We start from the raw sequence: 18,591 nt of genomic DNA on the forward strand, positions 1-18,591 counted from the left end.
GTCGAGGGCATACTCCGTCGAACGTCAGTCGGCGACGACGTGCGCCGGCCGCTGCCGGACGAAGGCGAGCACGGGCAGCGCGGTGACGAGCAGGACGGCACCGGCCGCGGTGAGCGCGAGATGATCCGCGGCGGTGAAGGCCTCGTGCACCGCGGCCGTGATCCGGTCCGCGAGGGCGGCGGGGAGCGAGGCGGTCGAGGAGTCGCCTTCGCCGGCCGCCTCGACGATCGTGCCGATGGTCTCGTCGGGAAGGTTCTGCCGGTGCAGCCCGTCGGTGAGTTCGGTGGCGAACCGTGTGGTCAGAATGGTGCCGAGAATACTGGCGCCCAGGACATTGCCGACCTGGCGGAACATATTGACCGCGGCACTGGCCATCCCGGCCTGGTGCAACGGAACACTGATGACAGCGGCCGCGGTGGAGGGTGCCACGAGCATCCCGCTGCCGATACCCACCAGCAGCAGCCCCGGCCAGACCCGCCCGAAGCCGGGCTCGGGCGGAGTGGCCAGCAACGCGAAGACACCCGCGGCCATCACGAGCAGTCCCAGCGTGAGCATGGTCTTGAAGCCGGTGCGATGCACGAGGCGACCGGCGACGGCGCTCACGACGATGAACGGCACGAACATCACCAGCAGGCGGCTTCCCGCGCCGAGCGGGGTGGTTTCCTGCACATGCTGGAGATAGAGCACGGTGACCAGCGCGGTCCCGGTGAACGCGAACATCGTGATGGCGGCGCCCGCCATCACCGCGCTGAAGGACGCCGAACGGAACAGCGTGATATCGAGCATCGGATCGGGATGGCGCGCCTCGTACCAGACGAAGGCCACCAGGGAGACCGCCAGCACCGCGTACGCCACCAGGATATGGCCCGCGGTGTACCCCGAGGCGCCACCCTCGATCACCGCGTAGGTGAGAGCGCCCACCGCGAGCGTGCCCAGCGCGATACCGACGGGATCGAGGGTGCGGCCGGGCTGGCGACTCTCGGCGACAAGGGTGACCGCACCGAGCAGGGCGATCGCCCCCAGCACGACATTGATCATGTAGATCGAGTGCCAGGAGAAGTTGTCGAGCAGGGCGCCGGCGACGAGTGGGCCGACCGCCAGCCCGAGACCGGAGCTGCCGGCCCAGATACTGATCGCCTCGGTGCGTTCGTGTTCGGCGAAGGCGTGGCTGACGATGGCCAGACCGGCGGGCAGCACCATCGCCCCGCCCACGCCCATGACCACCTGCGCGGCGATCAGCGCCGGCGTGCTGTGCGACGCGAACGCGACGCCGCTGCCCACCGCGAACAGGGTTGCTCCGGCGGCGAAGACGAGCCGGCGGCCGACGAGGTCGGCGAGGGTTCCGGCCCCGAGAACGAGACTGGCCACCACCAGGCTGTAGGCGCTACTGATCCAGACCGCGGCCGCGGACCCGGCGTGCAGGTCGGATTGGATGATCGCCAGGCCGCCGATGGTCGACGAGACATTGACGAAGGTCATCATCGTGCCGACGCAGACCACGGCCAGTACCCACCAGCGACTTCGCGAACCGGAATCGGCGACGGCCGGGGCGGGAACGGTTTCGGAATCGTCGCGGAGGACCGATTCGGGCTGACTCATATCGTGCTGTGCTTTCTCGCAGGTGACGCAGATATCCGATGAGCTACGGGCTTCGCGGCCCATCGGACTCGGCGAAGCGGGCACGCAGTGGTCTGCGGCCCGGCGACGCCGGCCCGTGGTTTCCGCGCCGGCCGGGACCTGCTCGGGCGCCACGGGCAGGGACAAAGTACCCCGCCGCAACTGTGAGTACCGTCACCGACGGGAAGAGCGCCCGGGTCCGGCGGCGGGTGCCGCAGCGTGGGGGGCCGGGGGACGCGGCCGGTGGGCCTCAGCGGGCGAAGGTCGCGGCGTGGGCGGCGGCGACCAGACGGATGAGGTCGGCGCCTCCCTCGTCGTCGAGGACCGAGAACGCGGGGGCGATGAGGTCGTCGGTGATCGATTCCGCGCGCTGCCAGGCGGCCCGGATCTCGTCGGAGATCTCCTCGAACGGCTCGGGCCACCCGTAGAAGCGGGCCTGGCCGGGACCGTCGTTGAGGGGCGACCCGGAGATCAGGACGGCCTGCAGCGGGGTGATACCGGCGGCCCGCACCGCGAGAAGGTGCAGTCCGCCGCGTAATTCGCGCAGGATGTGGGAGAGCTGCATGACGCGACCCGGTGCGTCTGCGGGCAGGGGTACCGTACGCCACCCCGCGAACAACGGGAGCCCGGCCGGATCGGCTGCCGCGACAACCGCTTCCAGTAGTTCGGCGAGCCGCGGTGCCTCGTCGAAGGAACCGAGTTTCCGGCGGCCGAAGTCCTGACAGGCGAGGGCGTATCGGTGCGCGGCCTTCGCGGCGGGCATCGGGACCGATTCCCACGCCGCCCGGATCGAATGCGCCGGAAAGAATCCGAAGGCCGCGGTGACCACCTCGGCGTCCACATCACCCAGAACCCCGCCGCGGCCGCGGGTATAGGGACCGAAGAATCCGTCCACTCCGGTTTCGGCGGCGTACTCCCGGGCCTCCCGGGAGAACATGAATCCGCCGCCGAGTTCCTGGATATGCCTGTTCACTGTGGCACCGACCGACATCTTCGTTCCTTCCACTGCCCGGATATCCGCCTCACCGTATCCGGCTTTTACGCCGTACGGAAGCCATGGGCGTCACCCGGCCGCACCGGTCCGCCCAACGGCCGGTACCCGGTACGCCGCGCCGGGTGTGACCCGCCGGGTTCGGGGTATCCGCGTGCCGTGAACTCACCCACCGGAACAGCCGAGTCGTATTGGATGGATTCCACCCCGCCGACGTCGTATCCGCCGGTGACCGGCGAGATCGAGGCAGACGTCGCGGTCGTCGGCGCGGGCATCGCGGGGATCTGCAGTGCCTGGGAGATCGCGGCCACCGGACGCTCGGTCGTCGTCCTCGAGGCCGACCGGATAGTCGCCGGTACCACCGGCTACACCACCGCGAAGGTGAGCGCCCAGCACACGCTGGTCTACGACACCCTGCGTTCGTCGTTCGACGAAGAGACCGCGCGCCTGTACGCCCGCTCGCAACTGGACGCGATCGAGCATCTCGACCGGACGGCCACGGAACTGGGCATCGACTGCGAACTGGAACGGGCGCCTGCCTACACCTATGTCACCGAGGAGAAACGGATCGACCAGATCCGCGCCGAGGTCGATGCCGCACGACATGCGGGACTGCCGGCCACTCTGGTCACCGCGACCGGTCTGCCCTTCCCGGTGGCGGCGGCCGTCCGCGTCGCCGACCAGATCCAGTTCCATCCGCGCCGCTATCTGCTCGGCCTGGCCGAGGCCCTGACCGCCCGCGGCGGCCGGATCTTCGAACGCACGCGGGTCGTCGGACTGGACGAGGGCAGCCCTTGCCGGTTGACCACCGAATCCGGCGCGGTGGTGCGCGCGCGTGATGTCGTGGTCACCACCCACTACCCGGTGTTCGACCGGGCGCTACTGTTCACCCGCCTGCAGCCGCGGCGGGAGCTGGCCGTCGCGGGTGTGATCGCGGCCGAACACGACCCACACGGTATGTACATCACGCCGGAGAACAACACGCGCTCGGTGCGCACCGCTCCCTACGGCGCGGACCGGCGGCTGCTCATCATCACCGGAGAGCATCTCCGGCCGGGCACGGCCTCGACCACCGACCGCTTCGACCTGCTGGCGCGGTGGGCCCACGAGCATTTCCCGGTGGACACCCTCGCTTACCACTGGGGCGCCCAGGACAACACCACCTCCGACGGGATGCCCTATATCGGCCGCTTCCATCCCGGCGCCCGGCACGTGTATGTCTCCACCGGCTTCGGCGGCTGGGGGATGACCCACGGGATCATGGGCGGGCGGCTGCTGGCCGCCGAACTGGCCGGCGAACCGATGCCCTGGGCGAAGATCTACGATCCGCGGCGCCTGCACCCGAAGGTCGAGGCCGGCAGCCTGCTGAAGTCAGGGCTGGATGTGGGCCGCCATCTGGTCGGCGACCGGCTCCGCCCGCAGACCTTCGTCGACACCGCCGCGGATCTCGCCCCGGGCAGCGGAGCGGTGATGCGCAGGTCGGGGCACCGCAGCGCCGTCTACCGCGACCTCGACGGGGCACTGCACGCCGTCTCGGCGGTATGCACCCATCTCGGTTGCCTGGTGGCGTTCAACGATGCCGAAACCAGTTGGGATTGCCCGTGCCACGGGTCGCGCTTCGATATCGACGGCAAGGTCCTCGAGGGCCCGGCGACCACTCCCCTGGCGCCGCACGACCCGGGCGACACCTGACGCTGTGGGTCACCACCGGCGCGACGCGGGAGGTCAGCCCGCCGCCGCGCGCACCGCGTCCGCCGCATCGTCATCGAGGCCTATCCGCACCAGCGCCGCGGCGAACTCGGCGGTGCGATCGCGCGGCGCCAGCCGAGCGAGCTCTTCGCGGTCGGTGGGCAGCGCGACCTTCGCGGCCCCGCGCATCGCGCGTTCGTCGAAATAGGGTCGCGCCCAGGTCCACACGTCCTGCACTTCGCGCAGGAAGATATCGCCGCCGGTGGGGCCGATTCCCTTGAACTGCCGGATCAGCGCCGCCGCCCGGCTCGGGTCGTGGCCGGCCTCGTCGGCGAGTTTGCGGAGGTCACCGTCGTATCGCTCGACGGCCCGCCCGGCGGCGGCGCCCAGTTGGGAGGCGGTGCTCTCGTCGTAACGGCGATAATGCCCGCGTCCGAGCGCGTCGACCAGGTCCTGCCAGTCCGCGTCGGCCATCTTCCGGGCGGTGCGGTAACCGCTGTTCATCAGTTCGGCGGCCGCGGAGATGGCGATATCGGCCGAGATGCGGGCGCTGAGCAGATCGGTCAGCACGAGCAGCTGGAACAGCGGGGCGGGCTTGTCGTCCAGTCCGATCCCGGCTTCGGCGGCGTAGGTGGTGCCCGCCCGGTCGAGCAGGACGCGCACAACGTCTCGGTGGCTCATCACTCCTCCTCGTCTCTGCCGCGCGGGTACCCGCGGCCGACGGACCCACACTTCTTCGATATCCGTCGCGCCCGGTCTTTCGGTGATTCGATGGATTCCGCCACGCGAACGGTCAACCCTGCACGGCGAGGTCGCTGCTGCCGGGGGACGCGGTGACCGCATCCGCTTCGGTCACCAGCCACTGCCCGCAGACGCAGCGCCAGTAGCGGACCGCGCCGTGCTCGGAGATCAGGGCGGGCTCGGGCCAGGAACAGACGGAGCAGGTGATGGTCATGACCCGAGTTTGCTGTAATGGTTCTATGCATTTCAACCCTTACGGCGGTGCTGCGGCGGAGCTGGCGGCCCGGCTGGTGAACGCATCGCCGGATCAGGATCTGGCCGCTCTGCTCGCCGAGGCCGGCTACAAACCCATCGGTACGGTGAGTCCCCGGCAGACGGCCGAATTGCGCCGCTGGACCGGCCGGCTCGACGCGGTGTTCCGCGCCCCCGGCGTCGAGCCCATCAACGCGCTCCTGGCCGAGACGACGAGCCGCCCCTATATCTCGACGCACGACGGACGCGCACCGCATCTGCACTACGCCGCCGAGGACGCGCCGATCGAGGAGCGGGTGAAGGCCTACACCGCCGCGGGGCTGGCCGAGCTGTACTGTGCCGCGCCCGGCCGGATCGGGCAGTGCCGGCGGGCCGAATGCCCGCGGGTATTCGTCGACACCTCCCGCAACGGACGGCGTCGTTTCTGCTCCGATCGATGCGCCAATCGGGTGAACGTGGCCAGGCACCGGGCCAGATCCGCCGGCCGGGCGCCATGACCCCGCGTCCGATATCCGTCCGCTGTCACCGCACCGGGACGGCCTCGAGCACATTCTCCGGTGAGAGCGTGGGTGTGCACGAGACGAGCGCGAACCCGGCACCGGCCAGCAGGGCCCGGTATTCGGATTCGGTGCGCTCCCGGCCGCCGGTGTGTACCAGCATCTCGAGATCGATGTAGTTGCCCGGATGCGGGCGATTCCGGCGTGGGAGCAGCAGTTCGATCACCAGCAGCCGGGCCGTGGGCGCCATCGCCGCGCGGACCGTTCGCAGGATCTGCCCGGCCTGTTCGGCGGGCCAGTCGTGCAGGATGTGTTTGAGCACATAGACATCGCCGCCCTCGGGGACCGCGTCGAAGAACGAACCACCGACCGCGGTACACCGTCCGGCGGCCCCGGCCAGGGCCGGCGGTTTCGCCGCGTCTGCCACCACCTCGGGCAGATCGAACAGCACGCCGGTGCAATCCGGCACGCGGCGCAGTATCTCCGCCAGCAGGGCACCGCGACCACCGCCGATATCGACGACCGTGCGGTAGCGGGTGAAGTCGTGCGCCGCCAGCACCGCACTCTGCCCGATGCCGTCGATATCGGACATCGCGCGATCGAACATATCGCCGAACTCCCGGTCCTCGCGGACGAGATCGAAGAAGGCGCGGGCGGAAAGGGCCGGCCGGCCGGTACGCACCACATCCGCCAGCCGGGTCCAGTGATCACGGTGTGCCCGACCACCGTAGAACAGCACCGCGTCCCGCAGCGGGACAGGCGCGTCGATGCGCAACGCCTGCGCCATGGGGGTGAGAGCGTAACGACCGTCGCGACGGCGGGCGAAGATACCGTGCGCGGTCAGCAGGCGCAACAACCGCCGCAGCGCGTCGGGGTCCGCGCCCACCGCCCGCGCGAGATCGCCGCCCTCGCGTGGACCGCCGGCGAGCGCACCCGCGATATCCAGGGCGGCGGCCGCGTGGATCGCCTGGGACAGCCAGCCCGCGGCGACCATCTCCAGGAGAGCGAAATGTCCGGGCACCAACCGCCGATGGACCCCGGCCAGTCCGTCGCGGACCCGCTCCACCGCCCGAACGACCGCCCGCGGCGGTGTCTTCGTTCGATCGGAGAGCATGGCGGCCCCCTCTCGTGGCGGGTGTATCCGCTGAGACTACGACCTCGCGCGGTCGGCACCGGATATGCGGCGGTCCGTGTCGGCCGATCGCGGTCGCCGGGGTCAGCGGGCCGGTGCGGAGCGCGGCAGGTGCACCAGAATCAGCCCGACGCCGGCGATCAGGAAATTCTGCAGCGCGGCCGACGAGGCGTTCACATCCTCGTTGGCCCACATCCGGAACCATTCACCGCCGACGGTCAGGAAACCGCCCGCGAACAGCAATACGGCCATCGTCCAGCCCAGGCTGGACAAATGGGTGGCGGTAGCGGTCGCACCCGCCCGCCCCCGCAGGGCACTGACCCACACGGCGGCCGCCGCGAGCAGGACGAACGCGATGAGGAACTCCCAGCCGACGATGAGGATGTAGGCGATGAGCGCGACGGTCTCGTTGCCGATCGCCCGCCAATCGGTGCCGGCGTTGTGGATGGTCTGTTCCATCGACAGCACCGCGGCGACCCCCCGGCGGTTGGTCTCGGTATCGGTGCAGTTGGTCACCGCGACGAGCAGATAGTAGAAGCCGGTGATGCCGGCGAGGACGGTGACCGCCAGCTGCCGACTGCCGGCCAGATCCAGAAATCCCTTCCAGCGCTTCGGTTCCGAGCCGAGTGAGGTATCCGTCGTTGTTGACACGGGGGGATCATTTCCCATTCCCCGCACCACCACAACGCGGCCGGTTCCCCGGGCGGGGGAGGCTGCGCGCCCTCGTCGGGTCGAGCAGTACGCCGCCGCCGAAGCGCGACTGCCGACCGGGGCGAAGCCGGTCGGCCCGGACGATTCCCTCACCCGCATGCAGACCTACGCCGGACCGGTGCGGCCATGGACCCCCGAGGGCAACGAACCGGGTATCCGCTGTGTCGCGGCACCGATACGCGATACCGCCCGCGCGATCGCGGGCGCGACCGGCGTATCGGCGACCACCCAGTACATGCCCGACGAGCGACTACGCGGTCCGGTGCCGGTGGTACGCCGCATCTCGGCGTCGCGGGGCTATCCGGCGACCCCACCGCGCATCGTCCGGTCAGGATCGCTGCGCCGTCTTCCCGATCGCCGACAACTCCTCCCAGACGGGGCCGAAGAGCAGCCACAGGCCGGCGACGGTCCAGGCCCGGCCGATCCACCAGTACAACTCGCCGGCCTGCGCGCCGTCGGCAACGGTGACGACGATGAGCCCGAGCGCGGCCGAGGCGATCAGAGCGGCCAGTACCACCCGGCTCCATTCCCGCCAAGCCGCAGCGACCCGTTCCCTGCTGCCCTTGGCCGGTTTCACCGGCGCCGGGCCGCCCGCGAAGCGGTGGGCGAAGCGGATATCGGCCCAGCGGACGATGGCGGGACCGAACGCGACGCTGACCCCGAGGTAGATCGCGGCCAGCCCGTGGACGACACCCGGGTCCGCACCGCGGTGCAGATCGATCGCGGCGGCCACGATGAGCGCCACATCCAGCAGCGGGATACCCCACAGCAGGGCCGCGCCGACGGCCCGCAGCCGGAGTGGGTACCGGGCGGTGAGCCCCGCGACCAGCAGCACCCACAGGCCGATCTCGGAAGCCACGATCATCATCGCGACCGGATTACTCAGGACAGTGTCGAGCATCTGACGTCCTCTGCGGGTCGGGAGTTCCTGCCGCAAAGCTACGGTCGCACGGCGGGCGTGCGCGTCGTCCGATCGGACGATCGCGGGCACCTCCAAGGGAGGACGGCCGCGGCCGGCGGCCCGTCCCGGAACGACGGAAACGCAAGAGCGCCACGAAAACACATAATTACCCGTGCGAAATACATGCTTCTGCGCCCGGTCTGCAATATATGAGAAATTCACGCAATTACTTCGCGGCGCCGATCTTGAAAATGCGCCACGGCCACATTTGCCGACATGGATGTAATTCGAGGCCCCCGGATCAATTGTGTAGGATAGGTCACAATTCAGTTTGATTTAACCTGCGATACCTATAACGTTCGGATAACACCGGTACCAAGGTGTGCGGCGGCGCGGACGGCATCGCCGAAGCAACGGATACGACAGGAGCATTAATCATGGGTTCAGTGGACTTCAGCGCCCTCGGCGATTTCTTCGGCGCCTTCGGTGACATCTTCGGTGGCATCGGAACCCTGTCGAGCTTCTCCGCCGAGTAAGTATGCGCTGCGCATGAGCAGGAAACCCTGCGACAACAGCCCGCCGGATTGCGCCCGGCGGGCTGTTGCATTCTCCCGGCACTTGTTTCGTCCAAGTTTCACCTGCCTCACCACGCAAATGGCGCCGGTGCCGTTTATCGACGAATGTCGATACAAACGGTCGGGAGTTGTTTCGCATTCCGCACCGCGGACTCGGCCATGCGCTCTTCGGCGCCGGACCCGCCGGGCGCCGCGGCGCCCGTTGGGGCGCCGCCCTGATCGAATAACGAATCGGCGGGACGCCACCGAGAATATGGCCCAGGTGGGTCATCCGGAGGCCGGACCCTTCGTAGCCGAACTTGTCGGCGCCGGATTCGGGGCAGCGTCGAACGCTGCCATTACAACACCAGGGGCCTGGGCTCGCGCCGATCCGGGCCACCGTGGGTCTCGCCCGCTCCGGCCACACCGACCGACCGTCCCCGAGGCGCACCTCGGCCGCCAGGTACCCCGTATGACCCCCGTCACTCTCACCGAACGGCCCTGCGCGCCGCCGGGCACCGCTCTGACCGGGCATTATCCGAAAACAGGTATACCCGGGGCCGTTCGACCGGCGCATCCACGTGTTCGATACCAGACTCTGGAACCCGAACGATTCGGCAACCATCACATCGAGGGCAGTAATGCACGAGTGGAATTCCGACAACATCCCGGACTGTCGCGATATGTACGCGGAATGCACCGAGGTCGCATTGATGATCCGCCGGTGCGGGAGCTGTAGCCGGCTGTTCGCCCCGCCGGTCACCCGGTGCTCGGCATGCCGGTGTGACGATTTCGAACGCATCCCCTCGACCGGGAGCGGCTCCATCGTGTGCTGGCGGACCGTGGCCCGCGCGCCGAACGCCCGCGCCGAAGCGGTGGAGGCAGCGATCGCGATCGTGGAACTCGACGAGGGGCCGTGGGTTTATACGACGATCCACGGCGAACTACCGAAGACGGGCCGCCGGCCGGTCCGCGTGCGTTTCCAGGCGCCGCCGCGCGGAGACCGCTTCCCGGTGTTCGTGATCAGCAGCGGACAGCCGGCGCTCGCCGCGGAGTGACCGCCCCGCCGGATCCCGCCACCGGGTGATCGGCCCCCATTACGTCCCGCCTCACCGGGCACAACGCCTCGCCGCCGGGGTGCCCCGGCGATAGAGTTGAGGTGGTGAGAGGGACGCGTATGTTGCCCGGTGCCCACAACCAGACCCGGTGGATCGCCCCGCCGCCATGAACGGCGACGACCCCGTCCGTACCCGCCGCGAGTCGATGATGACCGTCGCGACGGAACTCGACGCGGCCGGATTCGAAGATGCGACGGAAGTCGGTCGCGGCGGGTTCGGCGTGGTCTATCGGTGCAAGCAGGAGCCGCTGGACCGGACGGTCGCGGTCAAGCTGCTGACCGCCGAGCCCGACGAGGACAACCGCGCCCGATTCGCCCGGGAGCAACGCGCGATGGGCCGGCTGACCGGGCATCCCAATATCGTGACCGTGCTGGAGGAGGGCGTCACTGTCCGCGGCCGGCCCTACCTCGTGACCCCGTTCTATCCGCTGGGCTCCCTCGACACCTGGATTCGCGACCACGGACCGCTGTCCGCCGAGGACGTCCTGCAGATCGGTGTGAAGATCGCCGGCGCGCTGGAGAGCGCACACCGGCTCGGTGTCGTCCACCGCGATGTGAAACCGGGCAATATCCTGCTCACCGACTACGGGGAGCCCGCGCTGACCGATTTCGGTATCGCGCATATCGCGGGCGGGTTCCGCACCGCCGCGGGCACCGTGACCGGATCGCCCGCATTCACCGCGCCCGAAGTGCTCGAGGGTGAACCGCCCACCCCCAGTGCCGACGTGTACGGCCTCGGTGCCACCATGTTCTGCGCACTCACCGGGCACGCCGCGTTCGAGCGGCGCAGCGGCGAGAAAATGGTCACCCAGTTCCTGCGGATCACCACCCAGCCACTGCCCGACCTGCGCGAGCGGGGTGTGGATGCCGATATCAGCGACCTCGTGGAATCGGCGATGAACCGGAACAGCCGGGAGCGTCCGTCGGCGGCGAGCCTGGGCGAGTGCATCCGCCGGGTGCAGGAGCGGCACGGCTACCCCGTGGACGAGATGGCGCTCCAGGGACAGCCCGCCCGCGAAGCGCCCCCGGACAAGCCCCGGATACCGGCACAGCGCAAACCGGTCGGCGCCGACCGCACCGGGAACATTCCGCTGGAACTCACCAGTCTGGTGAACCGGCGCGCCGAAGTGATGGAAGTGAAGAATCTGCTGGCCAACTCCCGGCTGGTGACCCTCACCGGCGCCGGCGGCGTGGGGAAGACGAGGCTGGCTCTGCGGGTGGCGTCGCAGGTGCGGCGTGACTTTCCCGACGGTGTCTGGCTGGTCGACCTCACCGATGTCTCCGATCGCGCGATCCTGGTCGATGTGGTGGCCGACGCGGTCGGGTTGCGCGACGAAACGGGCCGACCGCTGCTCGATATCCTGGTGGAGTATCTGTGCCCCCAAGAAACGCTGCTGGTGTTGGACAACTGTGAGCAGCTGGTGCAAGCGGTGGCCGAACTCGACGAAATACTGCTGCAGGGTTGTTCGGGATTGCGGATCCTCGCCACCAGCCGCGAACCACTGAACATCGCCGGTGAGTCGGTGCTGCGGGTGGCGCCGCTGAAGGTTCCCGATCCGGCCCGTGTGCCCTCATTGCTCGGCCTGCCGCGTTTCGACGCGGTCACCCTGTTCGCCGAACGCGCCGCCGCGGCCGTGCCGGGTTTCGAACTCGACGAGAGCAACAAGGGTACGGTGGCGCAGATCTGCGCCCGATTGGACGGATTGCCACTGGCCATCGAATTGGCGGCGGCGAGATTGCGCACCATGACACCGCAACAGGTCCTCGAACGCATCGATATTCGCAACCCGGTACTCACCCGGGCCAGCCGTACCGCCCCGCCGCGTCAGCAGACCCTGCGGCTGTGTATGGCCTCGAGTTACGACCTGTGCACTCCGGCCGAACAGCGGCTCTGGGGCCAGCTCTCGGTGTTCGCCGGCAGCTGCGAACTGGATGCGGTAGAGGGTGTCTGCGATATCGACCCCGGCTCGGGCAGTGTGCTGGATGTGCTGTCGTCGCTGGTGGACAAGTCGATCCTCATCCGCGAGGAGACCGGCGGCGTCGTGCGTTTCCGGATGCTGCAGATCCTGCGCGACTACGGCCGGGAGAGCCTGCGGGAAGCGGGTAGGGAGGCCGAGCTGCGCCGGCGGCACCACGAGTGGTACGAGCAGTTGTGCGCGGAGGCCGCCGCCGGCTGGATCGATGCCGCGCAACCGAGCTGGATCGCCCGGCTCGCCCGCGAACAACCCAATCTGCGCGAAGCACTCGACTACTGCCTGGCCGAGGACACCGAGGAGGCGGCGGATGCCGGTTTGCGCCTGGCCGCCGGGCTCTACGAATTCTGGAACTTCCGCGGTCTCTACGGCGAGGGGCGGTCCTGGTTGCGGCGCACGCTCGCCCGCCCCGGATGGCAATCGGCCGCCGATCGGATCCGGGCTCTGTGCGCGGCGGGCAAATTGGCCGCACTGCAGGGGGAGTTCCCGGCGGCCGCCGACGAACTCGCGAAAGCCCGGGACCTCGCCGGCCCCGGGACGGAGCCGATGTGCCGGGCGCAGATCGCCTATTCGGAAGGGCTTTTCGCCATGTCGCGCGGTGAACCCGGTGCCGCGCCCGCTCATTTCGAACGCGCAGTGGAACTCTCCGACGACCCGGCCGGTCAGCTGCGGATGAGCGCGCTCACCCTGATCGGCTGGTCATACGAACTGAGCGGTGATACCGCCCGGGCGAGCGAGTACTACCGGGAGGTACTCGCCGTGACCGAGCCACGCGGTGAGGTGCTCCATCGCGCGGCCGCCCTGCGCGGTATGGGGATCGCACGCTGGCAGGACGGCGACCCGGTGCGGGCTCGGGAACTGCTACAGGAGGCATTACGGGTCAACAGCAGCCTGGGCAACAGCACCGTGATCAATATGTTCTGCCTCGAGGCGCTGGCTTGGGTTCTCGATACCCGTACCGAAGCCGAACGCGCCGCAGTGCTCATGGGCGCCGCACAGGGATTGTGGCCGTCCGGTGCCCGGGTGATCACCGTCTTCCACAATATGACCGCGTTTCACGAAGAATGCGAGCGCGACGCCCGGACGGCTCTGGGCGACCGTCGATTCGATGCGGCCCATCAGCAGGGGCGGAGCATGAGTATGGACGCCGCCGTGGCCTACGCGCTCGGGGAATCGGCCACCGGTGCCGGCGGTCCGGCGGACCACGCGGCCACACTCACCCGCCGCGAACGACAGGTCGCCGAACTCGTCGCCCAGGGGCTCAGCAACAAGCAGATCGCGACCAAACTGGTGATCTCGCAACGAACCGCCCAAGGCCATGTGGAGAACATCCTGACCAAGCTTGGGTTCACTTCCCGCACCCAGATAGCGGCCTGGGTGGTGGAGAACGCGCAGCACTGAAGGCTGCTCCACCTACCGCGGCCCGGATCCCGCCGGCATCACCCGCGAGATCTCCGAACCCTGAGCATGCGGCTCACCGGCGGCCCGAACCGGCGGAGGGGACCGGCGCCTCGGTCACAAGGATCCGCGCGGACCGCCGGGCCTGCACCGCCTGCATCCGGTCGCCCCCCTCGAACTCGTTGCAGAGCAGGAACAGATGACGTCCGCCGGGGCCGCCCAGAGCGCAGGAAAAGCACGCGAGCTCGGTATCGACACGGTGGGTGATCGCGCCCCCGTCCAGCACCCGCACACAGGCGCCGGCGGGGGCGCGCGGATCACCGGTACGCGCGGCGGTATCGGCGGGCTGCGCCCAGATCGCCGATTCCGCGTCTACGCAGATACCGTCGGGAGCCAGCCCCCGGGCCCACACCCGGCGACCGGACAGCGATCCGTCGTCGCCGATATCGAAGGCGCTCAGTCGCCCGGCCATCGATTCGGCGACCACCAGCGTGGCGCCGTCGGGGGTGACGACCATGCCGTGGGGAAACTCGAGATCGCCGGCCACCCGGCGGGAGGTCCCGTCGGGAGCGACGAGATCGATCCAGCCCGGCTCCGGCGCCCCGCCCCCGGGAAAATCGACATCGAATCCGTCGACGAACATATGGCCGTGCGGATCGATCACGATCTCGTTACCGCCGCGCGCGCGGTGCGCCACCAGTTCGCCGTGGGATTCGTGCCGGGTGAGCGTGGGGCCGGTGGTGACCAGCCGCCCATCGGGCAGCCAGTCGATGGCCCAGCCCATGGCGCGCGGCCCCTCCCCCATCACCTCGACCCGGCCGTTCATATCGACGGCCAGGACCTCCCCCGCGCCCCAGTGGGCGAACCACAGCCGGCCGTCGTGCCACCGGGCCGATTCGACCATGGTCAGGCCGGTGAGCAGCGTCCGTGGCGGGGGTAGGTACTCGACCACGGCACCAGATCCTACTGACCCGATGGGCGTCCGGCCGTTCCCCGCACGGCGGATACGCGTCAACCCGGCTACTGCGCTCCGCGCGGAACCGGTGGTCGTCGCCCCGGAAACGGTTCCGGGCCGCCCCGCACGGGACGGCCCGGAATCCGGCGGTTCAGGTCAGCGCAGATCGTAGCGATCGTTCTCGGCGACCTTGACCCACGCGGCGATGAAATCGTCGACGAACTTCTTACCGGCGTCACGCTGCGCGTACACCTCCGCCACGGCGCGCAGCACCGAATGCGAACCGAAGATCAGGTCGTTGGCCGTGGCCGTCCACTTGGCCGCACCGCTGCGGCGGTCGCTGCCCTCGTAGACGTTCTCCGCCGACTCCGAGGCCTTCCACTCCGTGTTCTGGTCCAGGAGGTTGACGAAGAAATCGTTGGTCAGCACACCCGGCCGGTCGGTGAACACGCCGTGCTTGGTACCACCGTGGTTCGCGCCGAGTGCGCGCAGACCGCCGATCAGCACCGTCAGTTCCGGCGCCGTGAGATCGAGCATGTAGGCCCGGTCGACGAGCAGACGTTCCAGCGGCGCCTTCTCACCGGCGCGCACATAGTTGCGGAATCCGTCGGCCCGCGGTTCCAGCACCGCGAACGACTCCACATCGGTGTTCTCCTGGGTGGCGTCGGTGCGGCCGGGCCGGAACGGCACGGTCACCTCGTGGCCCGCGTCGCGGGCCGCCTTCTCGACCGCCGCCGAACCGGCCAGGACGATCAGGTCGGCCAGCGACACCTTTTTCCCGCCCGGCGCCGATCCGTTGAAGTCCTGCTGGATCCGCTCGAGGACGGGCAGCACCTTCGCCAGTTCGGACGGTTCGTTGGCCTCCCAGTTCCGCTGCGGTTCCAGCCGGATCCGGGCGCCGTTGGCGCCGCCGCGCTTATCGGTGCTGCGGAAGCTCGCCGCCGAGGCCCACGCGGTCTTGACCAGTTGCGGAACCGACAGGCCGGAGTCGAGGACCTTGCTCTTGAGGTCGGCGATGTCCTTGTCGTCGATCAGCTCGTGATCGACCGCCGGGACCGGGTCCTGCCACAGCTGGGGTTCGGGAACCCACGGACCGAGGTAGCGGCTGATCGGTCCCATATCGCGGTGCAGCAGCTTGTACCACGCCTTGGCGAACGCCTCGGACAGCTCCTCGGGATGTTCCAGCCAGCGGCTGGTGATCTCCCGGTAGATGGGGTCCTCCCGCAGCGCCAGGTCCGTGGTCAGCATCGTGGGTGTGCGTGCGGGGCCGTCGAAGGGATCCGGGATGGTGCCTTCGCCCGCGCCGTCCTTCGGCTTCCACTGGTAGGCCCCCGCGGGACTCTTGGTGAGCTCCCATTCGTAGCCGTACAGATTCTGCAGGAAGCCGTTGCCCCACCGGGTCGGGGTGGAGGTCCAGACGACCTCGAGACCGCTGGTGATGGCGTCCTTGCCCTTGCCGGTGCCGTAGCTGCTCTTCCAGCCCAGGCCCTGCTGTTCGATCGGCGCGGCCTCGGGTTCGGCGCCGACCAGGCCGGCGTCGCCCGCGCCGTGGGTCTTGCCGAAACTGTGGCCGCCGACGATGAGCGCTGCGGTCTCCTCGTCGTTCATGGCCATCCGGCCGAAGGTCTCCCGGATATCCCGCGCGGCGGCCACCGGATCGGGCCGCCCGTTGGGACCTTCGGGATTGACGTAGATCAAACCCATCTGGACGTTGGCCAGCGGGTTCGCCAGCTCTCGGTCACCGCTGTAGCGCTCGTCGCCGAGCCAGGTGTCCTCCGGACCCCAGAAGACCTCTTCCGGTTCCCAGATGTCCTGGCGCCCGAAGCCGAATCCGAAGGTCTGGAAACCCATCGAATCGAGTGCGACATTCCCGGCGAACACGATCAGGTCGGCCCAGGAGATGCTGTTCCCGTACTTCTGCTTCACCGGCCACAGCAGCCGGCGCGCCTTGTCCAGGCTGGCGTTGTCGGGCCAACTGTTGAGCGGCGCGAATCGCTGCGCGCCCTGCCCGCCGCCGCCACGGCCGTCGGCGATCCGGTACGTGCCCGCCGCGTGCCAGCTCATCCGGATGAACAGGCCGCCGTAGTTTCCGTAGTCGGCCGGCCACCAGTCCTGGGAATCGGTCAGCACCGCCGCGACATCGGCTTTGAGAGCTTCGACGTCGAGTTTCGCGAATTCCGCGGCGTAGTCGAAATCCTCGCCGAGCGGATTGGCCTTGGACGAATGGGCGTGCAGGACCGAGACATCGACCTGCTCGGGCCACCAGTCCTTGATGGTCCGCGGGCGGTGATCGGTCTGGGGCGTCGGGGACGGGATCGCCGGGTTCTCGCTCTCGCTGGCGCTGCGAGTTCCGGTGTCAGGAGCGGGTGGACGACTATCGGAGGTCACGACTTTCCTTCCTGAATAAGTGGCAGGAGCTGCGATCAGGTGCGGGGCGAGACCGCACAGTCGGGGCACAGGCCCCAGTAGATGACCTCGGCCTCGTCGATCGAGTAGCCGTGGTCGTCGGAGGCGGTCAGGCACGGGGCCGCGCCGACTGCACAATCGACATCGGCGATCGAACCGCAGGTCCGGCATACGACGTGGTGGTGATTGTCACCGACGCGGGACTCGTACCGGGCCACCGAACCGGACGGCTGGATACAACGGAGAAGTCCGGCCGCGGTGAGCGTGCGCAACGAGTCGTACACCGCCTGGTGCGAAACCGCCGACAGGCGCGACCGCACGGCGCGGATGATCGAATCGGTGTCGGCATGCGGGTGGTCGTGCACCGCGCTCAGCACCGCCACGCGCGGGGCTGTCACGCGCAGCGAAACTTCCCGCAGCATCTGCTGGAAATCCACGGCCGCATGCACAGCCGAAAGTCTGGTCTCTTTTCTGGAATGAGTCAAGCATGGGCTCTGCTTCCGGCCGTCTGCGCTGGTCACGGCGATTTATTCGTCATGTCGCGGACGATCCTCTTCTTCCGGTCACTCATTCGCAGAGCCGCACCCCCACCGCCTCCGCCCCGCCCGCACGGGCAACCGTGGAGAACTCCACGCGCTGGTCGGCGAAGAGCACCCGGTAGCCGTCGGCGTCGATACTCCGGTACTCCACGAAGACCGGGGCTATATCGTCGTCGGGGTCGATATAGCCGAAGCCCTTCTGGGCGTCGTACCAGATCACCCGGCCGCGCCGGACCGAGGGCCGCTCGGCTGCCGGGCGCGACAGCGCGGCACCGGGCTCGTCTTCCAGCCGCGGAGAGACGGGCGCCGTCACCGGACGCTCGCTTTCGTGGCGCCCATGACGCGATTCCACCACTCCTCGAGCGGGCTGGGCTCCGGCCAGACCACCCGGCCCCCCTGATCGGACTCCGCGAGTTCTCGCGTCGGTGCTGTCGACATTTCGGTACTGGGCATGACGGGGTACATCTCCAAACTGGCGGATCGGATGGACACAGGGGCGGTCGTCGTCGGCGCGGCGTAGCCGCGGTCGAGACGGAGCGGGTGCGGCGGACCGGCGCCGGCCACCCGACTTCTCGTCGTTCAGCCGCCTGCCGCGCACTCGGCTCATATCGAGTGAATTAGATAATCTTTGCCTCAGGACATAGATTTCTTATAGCACCGGCAATTATCTAGCGCAAGTTGATAAGGTAAGAAACCTCGTGTACGACGATGAGGAAGAGGAGTGCATGGATCACGAGCGCGACCCGGGGCAACACCTGCCCGATCCCGATCAGGCGGTATACGGGATCTCGGTCGCAGCGGGCCTCGCGGGCATCGGCGTCCAGACGCTGCGGCTCTACGAACGCCACGGCCTGCTCACCCCCGCACGCAGTGACGGTGGCACCCGTCGCTACAGCGGTAACGACCTCGCTCGCCTGCGGCGAATCACCGAGCTCGTCGCCGCCGGCGTCAACCTCACGGGTATCGGCCGCATCCTCGACCTCGAGGATGCCAATGCCGATCTGCACGCCGACAACGACCGCTTACGCCTGGACAACGACAATCTGCGCGGCACGCCGTAGTCACACAGAGCGCACCGGAGTTCGCCCGCGCCGCGCCGCGCACGCGCCGGGTCCACG

17 protein-coding genes are annotated in these 18,591 nt (G+C 68.9%); 5 read left to right on the top strand and 12 right to left on the bottom strand.

All coding sequences use genetic code 11. The features are described 5' to 3' along the window. Positions 1-24 precede the first annotated feature (24 nt). Together ON38_RS28815 and ON38_RS28820 are read right to left on the bottom strand one after the other, a co-directional pair. Positions 25-1,599, bottom strand: a complete 1,575-nt coding sequence (locus tag ON38_RS28815; RefSeq protein WP_039828229.1) for an MFS transporter — start codon at positions 1,597-1,599, stop codon at positions 25-27. Between the two features lie 268 nt (positions 1,600-1,867). Next, positions 1,868-2,608, bottom strand: coding sequence for an SCO6745 family protein (locus ON38_RS28820; RefSeq protein ID WP_039828230.1), 741 nt, complete (start codon positions 2,606-2,608; stop codon positions 1,868-1,870). 159 nt (positions 2,609-2,767) lie between these two features. Here ON38_RS28820 and ON38_RS28825 point away from each other — a divergent pair, with 159 nt between their 5' ends. Further along, a complete protein-coding gene (locus ON38_RS28825) occupies positions 2,768-4,300 on the top strand; it encodes an FAD-dependent oxidoreductase (protein ID WP_039828231.1) in 1,533 nt (510 codons plus the stop codon). Positions 4,301-4,333: 33 nt separating this feature from the next. Here the strand turns inward: ON38_RS28825 and ON38_RS28830 are convergent, their stop codons facing one another. Beyond that, on the bottom strand, positions 4,334-4,978 hold the full coding sequence (locus ON38_RS28830; protein ID WP_039828253.1) for an endonuclease: 645 nt from the start codon (positions 4,976-4,978) through the stop codon (positions 4,334-4,336). Positions 4,979-5,090: 112 nt separating this feature from the next. After that, entirely contained in the window at positions 5,091-5,252 is a 162-nt protein-coding gene (locus ON38_RS36700) for a hypothetical protein (protein ID WP_169333310.1), read from the bottom strand. 25 nt (positions 5,253-5,277) lie between these two features. Between ON38_RS36700 and ON38_RS28840 the strand changes: the two genes are divergently transcribed. Continuing rightward, the gene (locus ON38_RS28840) at positions 5,278-5,787 is read left to right on the top strand and encodes a CGNR zinc finger domain-containing protein (RefSeq protein ID WP_039828233.1); all 510 of its coding nucleotides are present in this window, start codon (positions 5,278-5,280) and stop codon (positions 5,785-5,787) included. A gap of 25 nt (positions 5,788-5,812) precedes the next feature. Here ON38_RS28840 and ON38_RS28845 read toward each other — a convergent pair whose 3' ends face one another. From ON38_RS28845 to ON38_RS28855, 3 genes are all read right to left on the bottom strand, one after another. Continuing rightward, the gene (locus ON38_RS28845) at positions 5,813-6,901 is read right to left on the bottom strand and encodes a methyltransferase (RefSeq protein WP_051165394.1); all 1,089 of its coding nucleotides are present in this window, start codon (positions 6,899-6,901) and stop codon (positions 5,813-5,815) included. A gap of 102 nt (positions 6,902-7,003) precedes the next feature. After that, positions 7,004-7,570 carry a DUF2165 domain-containing protein gene (locus ON38_RS28850; RefSeq protein WP_169333309.1) on the bottom strand — a complete coding sequence of 189 codons (567 nt, stop codon included), beginning with the start codon at positions 7,568-7,570 and terminating at the stop codon, positions 7,004-7,006. Between the two features lie 388 nt (positions 7,571-7,958). Beyond that, positions 7,959-8,531, bottom strand: coding sequence for a hypothetical protein (locus ON38_RS28855; RefSeq protein WP_039828234.1), 573 nt, complete (start codon positions 8,529-8,531; stop codon positions 7,959-7,961). 1,195 nt (positions 8,532-9,726) lie between these two features. Between ON38_RS28855 and ON38_RS28860 the strand changes: the two genes are divergently transcribed. Further along, positions 9,727-10,143 (top strand): Zn-ribbon domain-containing OB-fold protein, encoded by a 417-nt coding sequence (locus ON38_RS28860; RefSeq protein ID WP_245564323.1) that lies wholly within the window; start codon positions 9,727-9,729, stop codon positions 10,141-10,143. Positions 10,144-10,291: 148 nt separating this feature from the next. Continuing rightward, positions 10,292-13,576 (top strand): protein kinase domain-containing protein, encoded by a 3,285-nt coding sequence (locus ON38_RS28865; RefSeq protein WP_306306705.1) that lies wholly within the window; start codon positions 10,292-10,294, stop codon positions 13,574-13,576. 73 nt (positions 13,577-13,649) lie between these two features. Here the strand turns inward: ON38_RS28865 and ON38_RS28870 are convergent, their stop codons facing one another. From ON38_RS28870 to ON38_RS37715, 5 genes are all read right to left on the bottom strand, one after another. After that, a complete protein-coding gene (locus ON38_RS28870; RefSeq protein WP_039828235.1) occupies positions 13,650-14,525 on the bottom strand; it encodes an SMP-30/gluconolactonase/LRE family protein in 876 nt (291 codons plus the stop codon). Positions 14,526-14,684: 159 nt separating this feature from the next. Next, on the bottom strand, positions 14,685-16,916 hold the full coding sequence (katG, locus tag ON38_RS28875) for a catalase/peroxidase HPI (protein WP_039828237.1): 2,232 nt from the start codon (positions 16,914-16,916) through the stop codon (positions 14,685-14,687). 35 nt (positions 16,917-16,951) lie between these two features. Continuing rightward, positions 16,952-17,356: a Fur family transcriptional regulator gene (locus tag ON38_RS28880; protein ID WP_039828258.1), complete on the bottom strand. Its 405-nt coding sequence runs from the start codon at positions 17,354-17,356 to the stop codon at positions 16,952-16,954. 145 nt (positions 17,357-17,501) lie between these two features. Then, on the bottom strand, positions 17,502-17,786 hold the full coding sequence (locus ON38_RS37710) for a cold shock domain-containing protein (RefSeq protein ID WP_245564325.1): 285 nt from the start codon (positions 17,784-17,786) through the stop codon (positions 17,502-17,504). After that, a complete protein-coding gene (locus ON38_RS37715; protein ID WP_245564327.1) occupies positions 17,783-17,926 on the bottom strand; it encodes a hypothetical protein in 144 nt (47 codons plus the stop codon). The genes ON38_RS37710 and ON38_RS37715 overlap by 4 nt, the downstream gene beginning before the upstream one ends. Positions 17,927-18,198: 272 nt before the next feature. Between ON38_RS37715 and ON38_RS28890 the strand changes: the two genes are divergently transcribed. Then, complete coding sequence (locus ON38_RS28890) at positions 18,199-18,534, top strand: MerR family transcriptional regulator (protein ID WP_051165402.1); 336 nt, start codon at positions 18,199-18,201, stop codon at positions 18,532-18,534. Positions 18,535-18,591 lie beyond the last annotated feature (57 nt).

The organism is Nocardia testacea NBRC 100365 (assembly GCF_000308775.1).
GTDB classification, from domain to species: Bacteria; Actinomycetota; Actinomycetes; order Mycobacteriales; family Mycobacteriaceae; genus Nocardia; species Nocardia testacea.